Here is a 15,491-nt window from a genome sequence, read left to right as displayed (position 1 = left end):
CATAAGAACTGTGCGTCTCTTTTTTTCCGCCTCACCAGCTGCGGTTTCTGGGTCGAGAACTTGTGATTTTGGTGTGCTCTTGGTTGCTTCAAAATTCTGCTCCGTACCGGGCCCACCTTTCGGCTGGTCGGGTCTCTTGAGTCTCGAGCCACAGCTCGGGCAGAACGTCATGTTCGCTCTGGTCTCATAAGAGCATGAGAAGCATTTGGGCATCTGCAGCTAACCTCTCTGGAACGAGTTGACCACTTAACCAACTCCTTACCTCTATCCAATCGATGTCTGGGCAGTGTTGCAATTTTTTTTAATTACGTGGCATATTTGAACTAGGCGGGGGGTTACTTTTGTGTAGGTCGTGTGGTGCGCCAATTGAAGCTGGTCAGAAGTTTTGTTCTGAATGCGGGGCCGAACTGAGTCCCGCCATCATTAGTTTTGCCGCCCTTGCTGAGGAGAAGGAGCGTGGGCAGAAAAAGGACGACTGCTCGTCATGCGGTGCAGTCTTAGAGCCTGAGGCTTCGTTTTGCTTCGAGTGTGGGGAAGCGGTCGACAAGCCGCGGAACGTCCATAAGCCGGAACCCATTGTCCCCGATGGGGTGTCAGCAAATGCTGGTGACCCGGGGGCAGGGGCGGGCTTCCTTGGAGCGCTTTGGGGAAGCTCTGCCGGGTGTGGCTGTGGCTGCTTCACCCTCATCCTCGCTCTTGGGTTTCTTGCAGTTATCGGAGCTCTGCTCTGATGATGCTCGACGGCGGTACCGCGAGCATGAAGTTCTTTGAGCGTTCCGTGAAGGACCCCTCGGGAATTTAGAAAATGGCGGGTACCGCGAGAATTGACCGAGAAGGGGAGAGTTGCCATGGCAGGTGACGTAAGACCTTGTATCGCGTGCGCGGAGCAGATAAAGGCCGAGGCGCGTCTCTGTAAACACTGCAAAACAGCACAGGATGACGCCCGCTGGTCGCAGCAGTCCCCAACAAAAAGAGACGACACGGTGGTTCTGAACCCCGACGAGCAAAGAGTCCCGCAGGGGTCTATGACGCCTGAGGAATGGGATGCACGAGGGGCGGTCGAGGTTAAGAAAGGTTCTGAAGAACATGAGAACGCGGGAAGCGTTTTCGACCCCACAGTTCAACCCAAGCCGGACGATTTGGTGCCAGCCGACTGCATATGGGCAGTCTTTCCATGGCCAGGCCCTCTGCGCTCAGACCTCATTCCCGGGCGATGGTCCTCGCCAAATCCGGCGAAATTCTTCGATGAGCTGGGTGACGTTCGGGGATGGACCTACGCAGAGTTTGAACGCTGTGCCGGAGCCCCGTTCAATTCTTCTCGCCGCCCGGACGGAGGAAAAACAGTAATTTGGAGCCACGGAAGCCTGTTCGGAGCATGGTCCGCAGCGTTCTACTTCGACAAATATGGAATTTGTTACGGCATAGGGAGCGAGACCCAGTTTTAACTCCAACTCCAGTGCAGGTTTTTCGGTTGAGGTTTTGGCGCCACTAGCAAAGCAAGAGGTCCACTAGTTCCAGGTCAGCGGCTACAAAATCTGAAACCCTAAAAACAAGCAAAAAACGTCCCAACTAAGAGTGGCCAAACCTGCGCCCAGCGGGTCTGTTCTTGACACTTTTGTTCTGATAATGAAAAGCCCAGCAAAAACGAGTAGAGATACCTCAACCCGAACTGTCAGTATCAGTACGTGAGTAATTTTAAAAAGCCAATCAACGTGCTGGCTCTTGTCTTTTCTATCCTTACCCTTGGAGTCGTGGGATGGTCCATTTTCTCTGGTTTCCAGTCTTCCGAAGCTGCTACATCGGGCCTGGTGCACGTTTTGGTGACATGTAGGGTTTAGGCCGCGTGTCCTGTTTCAGTGGTCATTTTTGCTTCGTATTCGATGGGTGTCAAACGCCCTAACCGGTCTTGTCGCCGGCGGCGGTGGTATTTCGTTTCTATCCAGGTGACGATTGCTTGCCGCAGTTGGTCACGGGTGTCCCAGGTTCGCCGGTCGAGGACGTTTCCTTGGAGGAGGGAATGGAATGATTCCATCGCGGCGTTATCCGCCGCGGATGCGACTCGACCCATGGACAAGATCAGTCCATGCCGGGTGAGGACCTCCTGGAATGCCCTCGAGCGAAACTGGGATCCTCGGTCGGCGTGAACAACACACCCGGTGACATCACGACGTCTGGCGACCGCATTGGTGATGGCAGAGGTGACGAGTGTTGCTGTCATCCTCTCGGAGATGGAATAGCCCACAATGCGGTTCGAGAACACGTCTTTCACCCCGCAGGCATACAGCGTTCCCTCGCGCGTTTTATGTTCAGTGATATCGGTGAGCCATAACTGGTTGGGCCCATCAGCGGTGAAGTCACGTTTCACCAGGTCGTCAGCAACAGCAGGGCCAGGCGTCTTGCCCGACCCACGCTGTTTCCTGCCGATTACTGAACGAATGCGTTGCCAGGAGGCCAACTGCCACGCTGTTCGACGACTCATCGACCAGCCACCCTGTTCTGCTTCATCACGCAGCAGCCGATACCCGTATTCAGGGTCAGCCCGGTTGGCATCCACCAAAGCGTTGAGCTGATGCGCTTGCGCCCACGCCCGATCAGACACTGGAGTGTCTAACCACTGGTAATAGGGTTGCCTGGCCATTTTCAACACCCGACACGTCACCGTCACAGGGACACCCTCCACGGCTAGCTCACGAACGAGCGGGTACATCATTTTGGGGAACCACCCAATTTCAGGTTGGCCTGCGACAAATACGCTGCCGCGCGACGCAACTGACGTGACCCCATTTTTTAGGTCCGAAAGTTATGAGAGTCGTCTTGCGGCCAGCGTCAGCTGGCAGAAAGACTGTGAACATCATGACGAAAAGGAAGAAGCGGCATTCGCCGGAGCAAATCGTTCGGAAAATCCAGGACGCTGATCGCATCCTCGCCCAGGGCGGTGACGTTGCTGCCGTGTTGAAAGAGCTGAATGTCACGGAGGCGACGTATTACCGGTGGCGAAACCATTACGGCGGTTTGAAAGCAGAAGACGCGAAGAAGCTCAAAGCGTTGGAGAAGCAGAATTTGCAGTTGAAGAAACTGCTCGCTGAAGCAGAACTCGAAAAAGCAGTCCTCAAGGAGTTGGCTGAGGGACACTTCTAAGCCCGACCAGTCGACGTCGGGCCGTGATTCATGTGATGTCAGTCTTTGACATCAGTGAGCGGCTCGCCTGTCGACTAGTCGGGCTATCCCGGTCTGCATTCCGCCGACGCTTGCAACGTGAGCGCCCTGATGATCCAGATCGGGCCCTTCGGGCGTGGTTGCGTGACTATGCGCGCCGTCATGCCCGGTGGGGGTATCGGCGGGCGTATGTTGACGCCCGCCGTGACGGTTGGCAGGTGAACCATAAGAAAATTCAACGCCTCTGGGCTGAAGAAGGACTCCGCGTGGTGGTGAAACGCCGCCGGAAACGAATCGGTGTGTCAACCGTCCCAGCAGTGGTCGCTGAGAAAGCCAATGATGTGTGGTCTGTCGACTTCCAGTTCGACTCAACCATCACAGGCAAACCGATCAAGATTCTCTCCATCGTTGATGAACACACCAGAGAATGCTTGGGCGGCCTCGTCGACTACTCCATCACTGGGCTGGATCTAGCGGAACAACTCGACGTGTTGGCGTTGGAGCGGGGCATGCCAAAAGCACTGCGGATGGATAACGGGCCAGAGCTGGTCAGTAAAGCCTTGGCCGAGTGGGCTAGTGAAACAGACCGGGTATTCATCCCGCCAGGGCAACCCTGGCGAAACGGATACGTCGAGTCATTCAACGGCAAAATCCGAGACGAATGCCTCGGGGTCAACCAGTTTTACTCACTCAACCACGCCAAAGGCATCATCGGGCTCTGGAAGGAGGAATACAACACCATCCGGCCGCACTCATCGCTCGGCTATTCAACCCCGAGCATTTATGCTGGCCAATGCACCCACTAAAAACCAGTGACGACTCTCGAAGCGACTGGACCTAAAACAGGGGGCAGGTCACAACACCTCGTTTTCCTGCTCCAACAGGCGAGTGCGGCGACGCAACTGCCGCAACTCCTCCACCTGGTCCTTGGTCACACCATCACGGGACCCGTTTTCCACCTCGTCAGCCTTCAACCAGTTCGATAACGTCGCCGGGGAAATACCGAAATCCTCAGCGATTTTCTTCCTCGGCTCACGACTACTACGCGCAATTTCCACCACGTCACGGCGGAACTCTTCAGGGAACGCTTTCATAGCAACATCCTTCCAGGAACACCCCACGGTGTTCACATGTCAGATGTCACCAAAACGTTCACCACCCCCACACGGTGGGGGCAGGCGACTGCTTTGTTGGGTACTTCGTCTCGGCCGTGAATGGTGGCCATTCGTGGCAGCAAGCCCTTCGAGCTGGAGTTCATGCCGCGTCCGAGAGCGTGCAGCGCCTCGGAGCCCATGCGTCATACCCTTCGGCGGAAGACGCGTAGCGTTTCACCACAATCAGTTAGTGCACGGAGCGCTCATCTCACCTCGACGCTTGACGGGTGAGAGTTGGTAAGAAGCCACCCCGCCTCAGCAAACGTAACCAATGGCGCACTATGTCTGAGGTGACTGTAAGGCTGTAGGCATGGAAAACCTCATCGCACTCGGTGCACTAATCGTAATAATTGGTGCATTCCTCTGGTTCGTAGGCAAAGTCCTTTTGGCTTTCGATATTACTCAATCCGCTAATCATGGCAATCGTCGTAGCGGCAATCTCTCCGTCGAAGCAATATGCTTCCGAAGACGGTCCTGTTTCGCAGGCAGGTGAAATCGAGCGTTTGGCCCAGCTTCACGCGACAGGCGCCATCACCGTCGAATAGTGTGCAATCGCCAAGAAGCGGCTACTCGACTGGAATTAGCGGGCCGCCGCCGGCACGTTGGGTGGCACCCAGAATCAAATACACTTCTCACTCCAACCCATACAACCGACGATAGTGGTCACGCTCCTCGGGAGTTTTCTGCTCATCAGGACAAGCGGCCTCGCCAGCATAATCAGTTTTTTTACTGGACTGCTCCTCTTGATTGCCCGTTCTTTCGTCTTCGGCGGAACGATTCTGCAACATTCTGGGCCTGGTCGCGGAATTCAGGGCGGAGACCAAATCATCTGGAACTTCCGACAGGTCGGACTCCCTGATTTGGCTAATAATCGCGAGAACAGCTCCGATAACTAAGAGGATTCCCGCAACTACAAGAAACCCCGCGCCGAAGGCAAAACCCAACAAGACAAAGGGGATTGACAGGAGAGCGAAAATCAGTATCAGGGTGGAGGGAATAACTATCGCCCTCACCGCGTGATTCGCTCTATTCGTGGCTCTTATCTGCTCTTTAAGCAAGCTAACGAGCTCGTCGTGCTCGCCCTCAGACACAAGATGTCTCCCTTGGGTTCTTAGAATCCACGCGATTTGTCATTCAGTTGACTGGCCACTCTTGGCTATCGAATACTTCGCCAGTTGCTTCGTCGATGAACTGAACAGACCCACCTCTTTCGTCAGCTGGCACCCCAGCAAACATTTGGTAGAACTGAGCCTGAAAGTTGAGGCCAAAACCGAGCCACTGCGCTTCTGAGTTTGACTCGTAAGCGGCGCGGTCAACTACAAGCTCGAATTCAGTGACGTCATTGTCATAAGTGACGGACTTGAGCATTTCAGGATATTCGTTGGCGATTTCTTGAATCGACGCGTCGAGGTCTGCCTTCATTTCCCGAAGAGCTTCATCCCAGACCGCCTTGGGCATCGTGAATGTTACGCTGCCATCAGGGTTCATTACGAAGTCGGTGTAACCCTCCTCCTCGACGCTTTGTGCGATCTCCTCCTCCGAGATACCTTCGTAGAACTCGGCGGGAATCGTGACGTCGACAGTTAGCAAACCTTCATCGACTCCAATCGATTTATCGCCTTCAGCCTCTCCCGTGTCCGCTTCAGCCTCTCCTTGGTTGTCCTGAGACTCTTCGACCGCCATTTTGGTCCTAGGCGCGGGGTCTTCTTGGGTGGTACATCCCACGACTATCAGCACAAACACTCCAACAAGGGCCGTAAGGGGAAATGTCTTTGTCATTAGTTGGCACCTTTCTTACTGCGCGGCAAAAAAAACGGCAGCATCTCCCCATGAGGTGCCTATCCGCCAAGTTCCTTGTTTTGGGGCCTCTGAGGGAATCGCAATTGCGATATTTCCCTCCGCGACACCACCGTTGTACAACTCATTCAGACTGCCTAGGTCGTCCGGAATGACAACCGAAACATCAAAGGGCTTATGAGTGGTGCCGGCAGCTGAAACGTAGGCGAAGTCAAGGTCCCATGCGGCAGTCCCTGTTTCTTCGCCGAGGTACTTTGCTACAACCGGTAGGAGCGAGTACTGGAAGCCCTCCGGCGGGTCTTCGTTAAACATGTTTTCCGCAAGCACAACTTCGTTAGCTTCAAGGTCCGGCGCAAGAAGAGTGACCTCCCAAACACCACCCATCCCATCATCGAGGACCACAGCAGTACCTATCGGGAGCGGATTTTCTCTGGAGCCCAACTCTTCTGCCGTTTCCACTGAGTCTGAGCGGGCTTCCAGCTTGTCAGCGGGTAACTCGTCCGCAGATTGGGCTGCCTCGTCAACTTGCTGGTCACCTTCAACCGAAGAATCCACGTCTGGAACGATGGTAGTCGTGCCCGTGGAGCAGGCAGGCAACAATGCAACCAAGACCATAACCCCGATAAGCCTTGACCCCATACCCTTTACCCAAGCAGCAAAGGCGAGGTTATGTCAAAAAATCAGATGCTCTCGCGAATCAGATTTCATCAAGAAGACTCGCTTTTTTCTTGTCGAATTCCTCTTGGCTAATTAAACCCTCTCGCAAAAAAGAGCCAAGCTTCTCGATTTGTTCAAGCGGCGATTGGTTTGGGCCTGCGGATTGGCCGATCTGATTGGGAGTTGATGCCGGCTTCAGCGCCGCGACAACGAGCCACGTGACAAGAGGACTTATCAGCAAAGACAGCCAGAAAAAAGACAGCCAGCTCCGGTTCGACAACTCGGCCATATCCGCAACCATTGCCGAGAGCACCGCGAGGATTAATCCCAACACACCGGCCACTAGAACTGTAATTACAACCGAGACGTAAGAGTAGAAGCTAAATGCTGTGACAGAAATTGCGATGGCGACGATTGAAAAAAGAATCACGAAGAGCACCATGTTCGTGCCCTTCGTCGATGAAGTAGCAAACTCCACGCCCTGCGCCCTGAGGAGCTTCCTCTTTTCAACACGCGCTTCCCGACGCCTTTGTTCTTTTTCTTGTCCTTTAGGGCCGAAGGCGAGCACAACGAGGAAAATAAAAATCCCGATGATTGCCACCATGAGAAAGAGCGAAGGAATATCCACAAACGAATCTTCTCATGTCAAGATTCAGCCCGGGGCCAGGACGCGACTCCCAGAACCCTCGAGCCGCAGAATGACTCTCACATTTTTCGGAGCGAAAAGAGTGGGGGCACGTCACAGGGCGCAACCGTCATCGGCATGGGGACGCGGGGATAGACAAGCCAGTTACCTAGCAAGCTCCCTGCAGGCGACCTTTGCCTTAACAACAGCATCCGGGCGACTCTCTAGGAAGTCCCGTGCATTTTCCAAGTGAAGCTTTCGTGCTTCGATGGACCTATCTGCCGAAAACCCCGCCTCAGCACTTCCCAAAACAGTTTCATCGACGAAGACCAAGTACTCAATTAGGTTTGCAGTTTCGGAGGTGCGAGCATCGGGCAAATCATTGCCAATCAGCTGGTCCTAGGCCGATTCTTGCCTCTTCACCAATTCAGACCAATCGGTCAAATCGTTCCATCCACTCATCACGGTAGACATTTCACCCAGATACGTGTCCAGCCTTTCGCAGGCACTGACTGCTTCGGGGGCAGCGCAAGCTCCAAGGGCAAGGCTCCCCGTCAAAGTTGTTGCAAGGGTAAATTGATGCCTCCGAAACTTACTGCTCATCTTTTTCATTGACTCTCCCCGCCCGCAACACGAATTCTCCAATCGCAGACACCGCCAATGCAACAAGTAAAACGAAGGCACCGAAATCCATCACGATCCCCGAAATAGCCAAAAGATTCAGAGCATCGAGGTATTCGCCATCGCCCCCCAAACCAAACTCTAGAGACAACTCATTAGCAAAACCCAGTGAGTCAACCCTCCCTCGTGCCCAGAGCCATACGAATAGCCCAAGTCCAAAAAAGACGCTTCCAATAGCCCAGAGGGCCTTGGTCCCGGTGTTGAGTGCCATCTCTTACCTCATAACTTTCTTCACTTTGATTGACTGGCCTGACCATGCCTTGTTTGCTGGAGCCCGATAATCCATAGAGTCACCGCGATTACTCCCGAAACAGCGACCCCTGCAAACCCAAAAGAAATCGAAGCATCAAAGGCTCTGTCTGCCGAAAGGGCTTTCACCTGCGCTGTATTTCTAAGGTCCCTCGCCGATTTAATTTCTGCCGGGAGTTCGTCTTGTCGAACCGTGAGTGTCTCCTTTTTGTCTTGAAGCTGTCGCCACTCTTCACATCCCGCCTCATCGGCAGCCGTCGCTCCACTGCCAAACAATTCGTCGTTAATCACATTTGTGCAAAGAGCCCAAGCGTCTCCCTGCTCTGCGGGGATATCTAAGAGTCGAGCCGCGTTGTCCCGCTCCTCGTCCTCTAAGTCAGCAAGCTTTGATTCGCTGAGAAGAAACTCAGTTTCCGCTGATGGGGGTGGTGAACGTTTTGGTGACATCTGACATGTGAACACCGTGGGGTGTTCCTGGAAGGATGTTGCTATGAAAGCGTTCCCTGAAGAGTTCCGCCGTGACGTGGTGGAAATTGCGCGTAGTAGTCGTGAGCCGAGGAAGAAAATCGCTGAGGATTTCGGTATTTCCCCGGCGACGTTATCGAACTGGTTGAAGGCTGACGAGGTGGAAAACGGGTCCCGTGATGGTGTGACCAAGGACCAGGTGGAGGAGTTGCGGCAGTTGCGTCGCCGCACTCGCCTGTTGGAGCAGGAAAACGAGGTGTTGCGTCGCGCGGCAGCGTATTTGTCGCAAGCGAATCTGAAATTGGGTGGTTCCCCAAAATGATGTACCCGCTCGTTCGTGAGCTAGCCGTGGAGGGTGTCCCTGTGACGGTGACGTGTCGGGTGTTGAAAATGGCCAGGCAACCCTATTACCAGTGGTTAGACACTCCAGTGTCTGATCGGGCGTGGGCGCAAGCGCATCAGCTCAACGCTTTGGTGGATGCCAACCGGGCTGACCCTGAATACGGGTATCGGCTGCTGCGTGATGAAGCAGAACAGGGTGGCTGGTCGATGAGTCGTCGAACAGCGTGGCAGTTGGCCTCCTGGCAACGCATTCGTTCAGTAATCGGCAGGAAACAGCGTGGGTCGGGCAAGACGCCTGGCCCTGCTGTTGCTGACGACCTGGTGAAACGTGACTTCACCGCTGATGGGCCCAACCAGTTATGGCTCACCGATATCACTGAACATAAAACGCGCGAGGGAACGCTGTATGCCTGCGGGGTGAAAGACGTGTTCTCGAACCGCATTGTGGGCTATTCCATCTCCGAGAGGATGACAGCAACACTCGTCACCTCTGCCATCACCAACGCGGTCGCCAGACGTCGTGATGTCACCGGGTGTGTTGTTCACGCCGACCGAGGATCCCAGTTTCGCTCGAGGGCATTCCAGGAGGTCCTCACCCGGCATGGACTGATCTTGTCCATGGGTCGAGTCGCATCCGCGGCGGATAACGCCGCGATGGAATCATTCCATTCCCTCCTCCAAGGAAACGTCCTCGACCGGCGAACCTGGGACACCCGTGACCAACTGCGGCAAGCAATCGTCACCTGGATAGAAACGAAATACCACCGCCGCCGGCGACAAGACCGGTTAGGGCGATTGACACCCATCGAATACGAAGCAAAAATGACCACTGAAACAGGCCACGCAGCCTAAACCCTACATGTCACCAAAACGTGCACCAGGCCCGACCCGCCGCACAGATTGTTTGGACACTAAATGGGCCCGGGTTCACATTTCGTAAACACCCACTTTTGGCTTCCGAAAACGCCAGCTACCGCGGGGCGATTGGAACTCCGTACACCACACGATGGCGCCACGGTTGATCCATAACCCGGGGTTGGCGCTTATTGTGATTAGCCCGGGAGGGCGGTTCCCGTGGTGAAGAAATATTGAAGCAGGCCGTCAATCGTGGCCATTGTCGCTCCCAGATAGCACAGTGCGAAAGCGATGGTTCGCGCGGTGTTACCGGAAATGAGGTTCTTCACAACCTCCCCCAAGGAAAGACCAACAGCGCTTAAGACGAGTACCCCCACCCAAATGGACCAGTGGAAACTAGGTAAACCTCCGGCGAAGGACACTTTGGTGAGAAATGACGTTGCTCCGGTGGTGATGAACACCGGTTGTAATGTTGCGGCAAATTCGCGTTGTGGCCAACCGGTGGCGGCTGCATAAATCCCCATCGGAGGAGCACCCACCCCAGCTGTTGCACTGGTTACCCCAGCTGCGCCGCCCGCCACCATGGTGACCCACCACCGGGGGGTGATTTGTTTGGTGACTTTCGGTCGGGAAAGAACCAAGGTGAGTCCGGCAATCACAATCAGGCCGATTGCTATTTGGAGGCCTGGGCCTTGAAAGTTCACCACCACATAGCTTGTGGGAATGATGGCTAAGGCGGCTGGTGGACCAAGTGCAAGGTATGTCCGCCAGTTCACGTCCTTCCACAGTCTCATGAGTACGACAACAGATGACAGGGTTCCTGCGTAGTTGATCAGCACTACTCCGTCGTAGGGGCCGAAGGTGAGGACGAATACGGGGGCGACGAGCAGGGCAAACCCAAGCCCTGCAACTCGTTGGCTGATTGATCCAAGGACGACGCTGATTGCCGAAAAAATCAGCACGGGGAGTGGCTCTGACGGGTCATGATCTTTAGAGCTTTCCCACCTGCCAGGTGTTCTTGCCAAATTGGCTCAAGCCTTCAGGGTTCAGCTCCCACCCCCAACCGGGTTGTTCGGAGAGGGTGAGTACCCCGTCATGAATCTCTGGCTTACCGATAAAAAGTGAATCCCATAGTGGGTCCCGTGAGGCATTGGGGAAAACCTCTTGAATCAGGCCATTGGGTGAGGCAGCTATGAGGTGGCCGTGTATTTGGGGATCATGGTGGGGGGCCATTCCGACTCCGTGCGGGAGTGCGTGTTGTTGAACCCGTCGCCATTCGGTGACGCCACCCGCACGGGTGGCGTCAAACTGCATAACGCTCACGTGCCCAAGTTCGATCAGGTCGCGACATGTGTGTCGGGTAATCTCGCTTTCTCCCGATGCCAGCGGGATGGCGGTGTGTTGGGCGAGTTCACCAAGACCCCGAATCGAGTCGTACCAATGGAGGGGTTCTTCCAACCATCGAATGGAGTACGGGGCAAACGCGGTGGCCGCTGAAATGGCTTCCTCTAGCGAATATGCCTGATTAGCATCCAGCATCAAGTCGGTGTTTGGTCCGATGGCTTCACGAACTGCCGCAACCCGCTCTACGTCGGCGCTGAGGCTTAGGCCCCCAACCTTCATTTTGACCGCCGGATATCCAAGGGCGACGTAGCCAGCCATTTCCTGAGCCAGTTCAGCGGTGTAACTCTCTCCTTCTGGCCCGTAGTAACCTCCACTGGCGTAACAGTCAACGTGGGGTTGTTTTGCCCCAAAATAACGCCACAGTGGCATCTGCTGTGTCTTGCCGATGATGTCCCACAGGGCGATATCAATCCCCGCGATTGCGGCCATAAGTTGTGGGCGAACCCCGGAGCCAAAATGAGGCTGACCGTGTGATTCACCGAGCGCTGAACCCGCCCGTGTCACGCTGAGGTCAAATAATGACTGCCATATTTCGTCAATGTCTTCGGGCGAGCGCCCAATCAGGCTGGGCGCGAAGCTCTCGATGATCAGCTCCGCGATCTGATGAAGAGGTCGACCGTGAATTTCTCCAAGACCGGTGATGCCCTCGCTTGTGCTGATACTGACAATCAGTTCGGACGCCGTGCGGTATGGCTCCAAGGACATCCAATAGGGGCGGTCAAGGGGCGCGCTAATCTCCGTGACGGCTATACCGGTAATGTGCATCGCGCCCCGCCTCCCTATTTGCCGTAGTTTCGGAATTCCTTGTATCGGTCGAGGGTGAACTCATCAGAGGCGATGAGGTCCATATCGGCTGTTTCTTGGGTCCGGATCTTCTCCACGGCTGATGGCAAGTCGTCCAGCACTTCCCAGGGGATGACAACGATTCCGTTTCTGTCGCCGTGGAGAATATCGCCCGTCGAAATGACTTCCCCGCCGATGTGGGCGGGACGGGCGACGGTCGTGACGTGGAAATTGCTGTGTGAGACCACCGGGTATTTCATAAAGTAGTTAAAGCCCATGTCTTCGGCTTCTGAGACGTCTCGCAGCGCCCCATCGGTCACCATTCCCACCGCGCCAAGTCGCATCGCGAGACGGGACATGATTTCGCCGGCGTAAGCCACACGTTCGGGCCGCCCGCTGGCATCCTTAATCACCAGGATGTTGGGGGAGGGGAGTTTCTCTAAGGTCTCCCACATTTCCCATATCCCTGTTTTGCCTTCCACTGGACCTGGCCGGTCGGACATTTCTACCGTGAGGGCGATGCCCACCATTGATCCAAGCTGTGGGAACTGGCATTGAATGTCGCCCGCGAGAAAACCAACAGTTCGATCCCTCACGTTCAGAGTTTCAATCGCATTAGCGATGGTGGGACTGTCAACCGATTTCAAGAAATCGACCTGCTCGGGACTCAACGAGTGAGGGGTTTCCATGGCCGTTACTTCTTCACTCTCAACGTGTTCGCTTCTTCGGCGAGTTTTTCACCGGCAAGAAGACCGGAGGTCATCGCCCAACCAATGTGGTGTCCGTGACCTTTCAACAGCATGCCACCCTGCCCAATCGCTCCAACAGCGTAGAGTCCAGGAATCGGCTGACCAGAAGCGTCCGTGACGTTCAGATTCTCGTCGAGGCTCAGTGCACCCTCCGTGACCGTCAACATGCTCAGCACCGGGCCCAGCGTGACAAAGGGAGCCTTGAGGTTTGTCCCCTCCAAAGATGCCTTCACTGTGTCGAGCGGCAGGTGGAGTGATTGCGCAAGCTCTTCAACACTGGAGTGCTCCCTCACCAGGTCGGGGCGCCCCCGCTTATAGTCGGAGAAGTACGCGAACGCAATCCCTGGTGCGGTGGAAATGTAGTGTGGGTCGCCATTAAATTTCTTAGCGATCGACTCGTCGATCACGATGAAACCGGTACTTCCTTCTTGCATCGCAAGTTCTGATGCCGGTTTCTCCTCTTGGCCAAAGCGTTCTCCCCTGAAGTTCACCAGAATCCCGCCGCTGCGGAACAAATCATCAGTGGGGGACATCCACGCCACGAGGAGTGACTTCACAACGGGCTTCAGCATCCAGGTGGGCACGTTGCCAACGATGAATGCCTCTATTTGGCAAAGCCATTTCCATGTGGGAAGTCGATCCAAGAAGCCACCCTTTTCAGGGACGGGGAAGCGCAGTTGTGGACCAAAGAGCATGTCCATGTTCTTTGTTCCTGCTCCGTGTTTGATCGCAAACTCGTGGCCAAGGCCCAGAGCATCTTGGTTAATAGGAAGTGCGGTTGCCGCCTCGACGCTCAAATTCGCATCCCTGAGGGCCCTACTGGCGCTGAAATCGCCCGAAGCCAGCACAACACCCACCCGAGCTGCCACTGTTGAGGTTTTGCCGCCTCGGGTGACTTGAACCCCGGATACACGGCCGTCGTCAACTGTGAGGTCGTCTACAGCGGCACCGGTAATCACCGTTACTCCAGCTCTTTTGGCAGCTTCCAGGAGGCGAACGCCATAGGTCTTGGAGTTTGGAATCACATTATGCATCCGCGGAACTCGGTGCGGTGCTTCCGGGTAGGGCCCAGCAAAGGCCACTCCGAGACCTTGCAGCCAGTGAAGCGCTCGTGCCGAGTGGGTGGCATACAGTCGCCTCAGGTGAGGGGCATCGTTGGTCAGAAGTTCTTCATCGAACTTCCACATGTCCTCCATCATCCAGTCAACGCTGTCCGCAATTTTTTTGCGCTTCTGGAAGGTTGTTCCTGCTGCGGTGAACGACCCCACCGACATGATCGTGGTACCTCCCACCTCCGCATTTCTTTCAAACAGGGCGACCTTGAGGCCCTTTTTCGCCGCTGAAACCGCGGCGGAGAGCCCGGAGCCGCCACCGCCCACTACAACGACGTCGACTGATTCGGGGATGAGGGGAGATGAAACACCAGACATGCGGGCTTTCCTTTCCGGAAAATTATCGGTATCGTTTTCAAGATACAACACTGCAAAGCGATTTGTCTTATGTTTTTCGGACAACAAACGCTCGGCGGAGCTGTTGACCAATGAGAACAGCAGCCGTATTAGCGGGACTGGACTTACCAGGAACTGTCTTAAATCGGCTCAAAAACAGGGCTAAACCTGAGGAAGAGGGATTTTAAAATGAACGCTCCTGATCTGCGTGGCGTCACTCCCGCGCTTGTCACACCATTCAATGAGGATGGCTCAGTGGACTACGACACCGTCGTGAGTTACACCAAATGGTTGAAATCGATTCCCGGCGTCACGGGTGTGGTGGTAAATGCACACGCTGGCGAAGGAACCTCCCTGTTCGAAGAGGAGCGTCGAGAGATCATCGAAACCGTGGCGGCAAAAGTTCCGGATTTTCACATCGTGGCTGGTGTGTCAGGCGAAGGTACCGCTGTTGTTGCCCGGGAAGCTGAAATGGCCAAGGAAGCTGGCGCGCACTCTGTCCTCTTGTTCCCGGCAGCGTCTTGGACGCGATTTGGGTACCAAAAGCCCGCCGTCAGCGACCGCTACCGTGCCGTCTACGACGCTTCCGAGTTGCCCATCATTCTCTTTAACTGGCCCAACACAACCAAAGCGACCTATTCGCTAGATGTCCTGCTCGAACTCTGCGCGCTCGACGGTGTGTTTGCGATCAAAGACGGCGCCCGGGACATGATTCGTTGGGATGTAGAAACACCCATCATTCGACAAAATTTTCCCGACATCCAGATGCTTACCTGTCAAGACGAGTTCCTGCTTCACACCATGTGGGAATCAGATGGCGCGCTTGTCGGGTATGCCGCTCTCATACCCGAACTCATGGTGGAGCTACTCGAAAAAGCCAAAGCCCACGATTATGACGCGGCGAAGGAAGCATACGACCGGATGATGCCCATTACTCGGGCGGTCTATCACCGAGAGTCGCACATGGAATCAACGATGGCGATGAAGCTCGGTTTGGTCGAGAGGGGGCTTCTCAAGAACGCCATCGTGAGATCGCCATTGATGCCGCTGGAAGCTGAAGCCCGCGGCCAGGTTGCCTCAGCCCTCAAGTCCGCCGGCGTGATTTAGACCCTCAAACCTTAAGGAG

17 protein-coding genes and 1 pseudogene are annotated in these 15,491 nt (G+C 55.1%); 6 read left to right on the top strand and 12 right to left on the bottom strand.

The window, feature by feature from the left end; genetic code table 11:
• Nucleotides 1–341 precede the first annotated feature (341 nt).
• Nucleotides 342–731, top strand: coding sequence for a zinc ribbon domain-containing protein (locus tag C3B54_RS09055; protein ID WP_158665576.1), 390 nt, complete (start codon nucleotides 342–344; stop codon nucleotides 729–731).
• A gap of 1,103 nt (nucleotides 732–1,834) precedes the next feature.
• Here C3B54_RS09055 and C3B54_RS06400 read toward each other — a convergent pair.
• Nucleotides 1,835–2,707: an IS3 family transposase gene (locus C3B54_RS06400; RefSeq protein ID WP_425440313.1), complete on the bottom strand. Its 873-nt coding sequence runs from the start codon at nucleotides 2,705–2,707 to the stop codon at nucleotides 1,835–1,837.
• 146 nt (nucleotides 2,708–2,853) lie between these two features.
• Between C3B54_RS06400 and C3B54_RS06395 the strand changes: the two are divergent.
• Nucleotides 2,854–3,997, top strand: a pseudogene (locus tag C3B54_RS06395) (IS3 family transposase).
• 13 nt (nucleotides 3,998–4,010) lie between these two features.
• On the opposite strand, the gene C3B54_RS06390 reads toward C3B54_RS06395, so the two are convergent.
• Nucleotides 4,011–4,250, bottom strand: coding sequence for a transposase (locus C3B54_RS06390; RefSeq protein WP_104913755.1), 240 nt, complete (start codon nucleotides 4,248–4,250; stop codon nucleotides 4,011–4,013).
• Nucleotides 4,251–4,366: 116 nt separating this feature from the next.
• Between C3B54_RS06390 and C3B54_RS09050 the strand changes: the two genes are divergently transcribed.
• A complete protein-coding gene (locus C3B54_RS09050) occupies nucleotides 4,367–4,480 on the top strand; it encodes a hypothetical protein (protein ID WP_425440312.1) in 114 nt (37 codons plus the stop codon).
• A gap of 246 nt (nucleotides 4,481–4,726) precedes the next feature.
• A complete protein-coding gene (locus C3B54_RS08995) occupies nucleotides 4,727–4,855 on the top strand; it encodes a hypothetical protein (protein ID WP_281256232.1) in 129 nt (42 codons plus the stop codon).
• An 87-nt stretch (nucleotides 4,856–4,942) separates the two neighbouring features.
• On the opposite strand, the gene C3B54_RS06380 is transcribed toward C3B54_RS08995, so the two are convergent.
• The 6 genes from C3B54_RS06380 to C3B54_RS06355 form a co-directional block, all read right to left on the bottom strand.
• On the bottom strand, nucleotides 4,943–5,323 hold the full coding sequence (locus tag C3B54_RS06380) for a phage holin family protein (protein WP_158665575.1): 381 nt from the start codon (nucleotides 5,321–5,323) through the stop codon (nucleotides 4,943–4,945).
• 121 nt (nucleotides 5,324–5,444) lie between these two features.
• Complete coding sequence (locus C3B54_RS06375) at nucleotides 5,445–6,089, bottom strand: hypothetical protein (RefSeq protein ID WP_104913752.1); 645 nt, start codon at nucleotides 6,087–6,089, stop codon at nucleotides 5,445–5,447.
• Between the two features lie 15 nt (nucleotides 6,090–6,104).
• Nucleotides 6,105–6,662: a hypothetical protein gene (locus tag C3B54_RS06370; protein WP_158665574.1), complete on the bottom strand. Its 558-nt coding sequence runs from the start codon at nucleotides 6,660–6,662 to the stop codon at nucleotides 6,105–6,107.
• Between the two features lie 142 nt (nucleotides 6,663–6,804).
• On the bottom strand, nucleotides 6,805–7,392 hold the full coding sequence (locus tag C3B54_RS06365) for an SHOCT domain-containing protein (RefSeq protein ID WP_104913750.1): 588 nt from the start codon (nucleotides 7,390–7,392) through the stop codon (nucleotides 6,805–6,807).
• A 589-nt stretch (nucleotides 7,393–7,981) separates the two neighbouring features.
• A complete protein-coding gene (locus C3B54_RS06360) occupies nucleotides 7,982–8,281 on the bottom strand; it encodes a hypothetical protein (RefSeq protein WP_104913749.1) in 300 nt (99 codons plus the stop codon).
• A gap of 20 nt (nucleotides 8,282–8,301) precedes the next feature.
• Nucleotides 8,302–8,766 (bottom strand): hypothetical protein, encoded by a 465-nt coding sequence (locus C3B54_RS06355; protein ID WP_104913748.1) that lies wholly within the window; start codon nucleotides 8,764–8,766, stop codon nucleotides 8,302–8,304.
• A gap of 43 nt (nucleotides 8,767–8,809) precedes the next feature.
• Here C3B54_RS06355 and C3B54_RS06350 point away from each other — a divergent pair.
• A protein-coding gene (locus C3B54_RS06350) for an IS3 family transposase (protein ID WP_425440304.1) occupies nucleotides 8,810–9,978 on the top strand; the annotation gives its coding sequence in 2 pieces (ribosomal slippage) (nucleotides 8,810–9,067 and nucleotides 9,070–9,978; 1,167 coding nt in all).
• 200 nt (nucleotides 9,979–10,178) lie between these two features.
• Here the strand turns inward: C3B54_RS06350 and C3B54_RS06345 are convergent.
• From C3B54_RS06345 to C3B54_RS06330, 4 genes are read right to left on the bottom strand one after another with little or no spacing between them, the layout of a single operon-like run.
• Entirely contained in the window at nucleotides 10,179–10,943 is a 765-nt protein-coding gene (locus tag C3B54_RS06345; RefSeq protein ID WP_158665573.1) for a sulfite exporter TauE/SafE family protein, read from the bottom strand.
• 28 nt (nucleotides 10,944–10,971) lie between these two features.
• The gene (locus C3B54_RS06340; RefSeq protein ID WP_104913746.1) at nucleotides 10,972–12,150 is read right to left on the bottom strand and encodes a mandelate racemase/muconate lactonizing enzyme family protein; all 1,179 of its coding nucleotides are present in this window, start codon (nucleotides 12,148–12,150) and stop codon (nucleotides 10,972–10,974) included.
• A gap of 14 nt (nucleotides 12,151–12,164) precedes the next feature.
• Nucleotides 12,165–12,857, bottom strand: coding sequence for an RraA family protein (locus C3B54_RS06335; protein WP_104913745.1), 693 nt, complete (start codon nucleotides 12,855–12,857; stop codon nucleotides 12,165–12,167).
• A 5-nt stretch (nucleotides 12,858–12,862) separates the two neighbouring features.
• Entirely contained in the window at nucleotides 12,863–14,347 is a 1,485-nt protein-coding gene (locus C3B54_RS06330) for an FAD-dependent oxidoreductase (protein WP_158665572.1), read from the bottom strand.
• Nucleotides 14,348–14,554: 207 nt separating this feature from the next.
• Between C3B54_RS06330 and C3B54_RS06325 the strand changes: the two genes are divergently transcribed.
• Nucleotides 14,555–15,472, top strand: coding sequence for a dihydrodipicolinate synthase family protein (locus C3B54_RS06325; protein ID WP_104913743.1), 918 nt, complete (start codon nucleotides 14,555–14,557; stop codon nucleotides 15,470–15,472).
• The last annotated feature ends 19 nt before the right edge of the window (nucleotides 15,473–15,491 follow it).

Origin of the sequence: Pontimonas salivibrio, assembly GCF_002950575.1 — a bacterium.
Taxonomy (GTDB): domain Bacteria; phylum Actinomycetota; class Actinomycetes; order Actinomycetales; family Microbacteriaceae; genus Pontimonas; species Pontimonas salivibrio.
The sequence above is the reverse complement of the archived record's forward strand: the minus strand, read 5'-3'. Positions and strand labels throughout refer to the sequence as shown.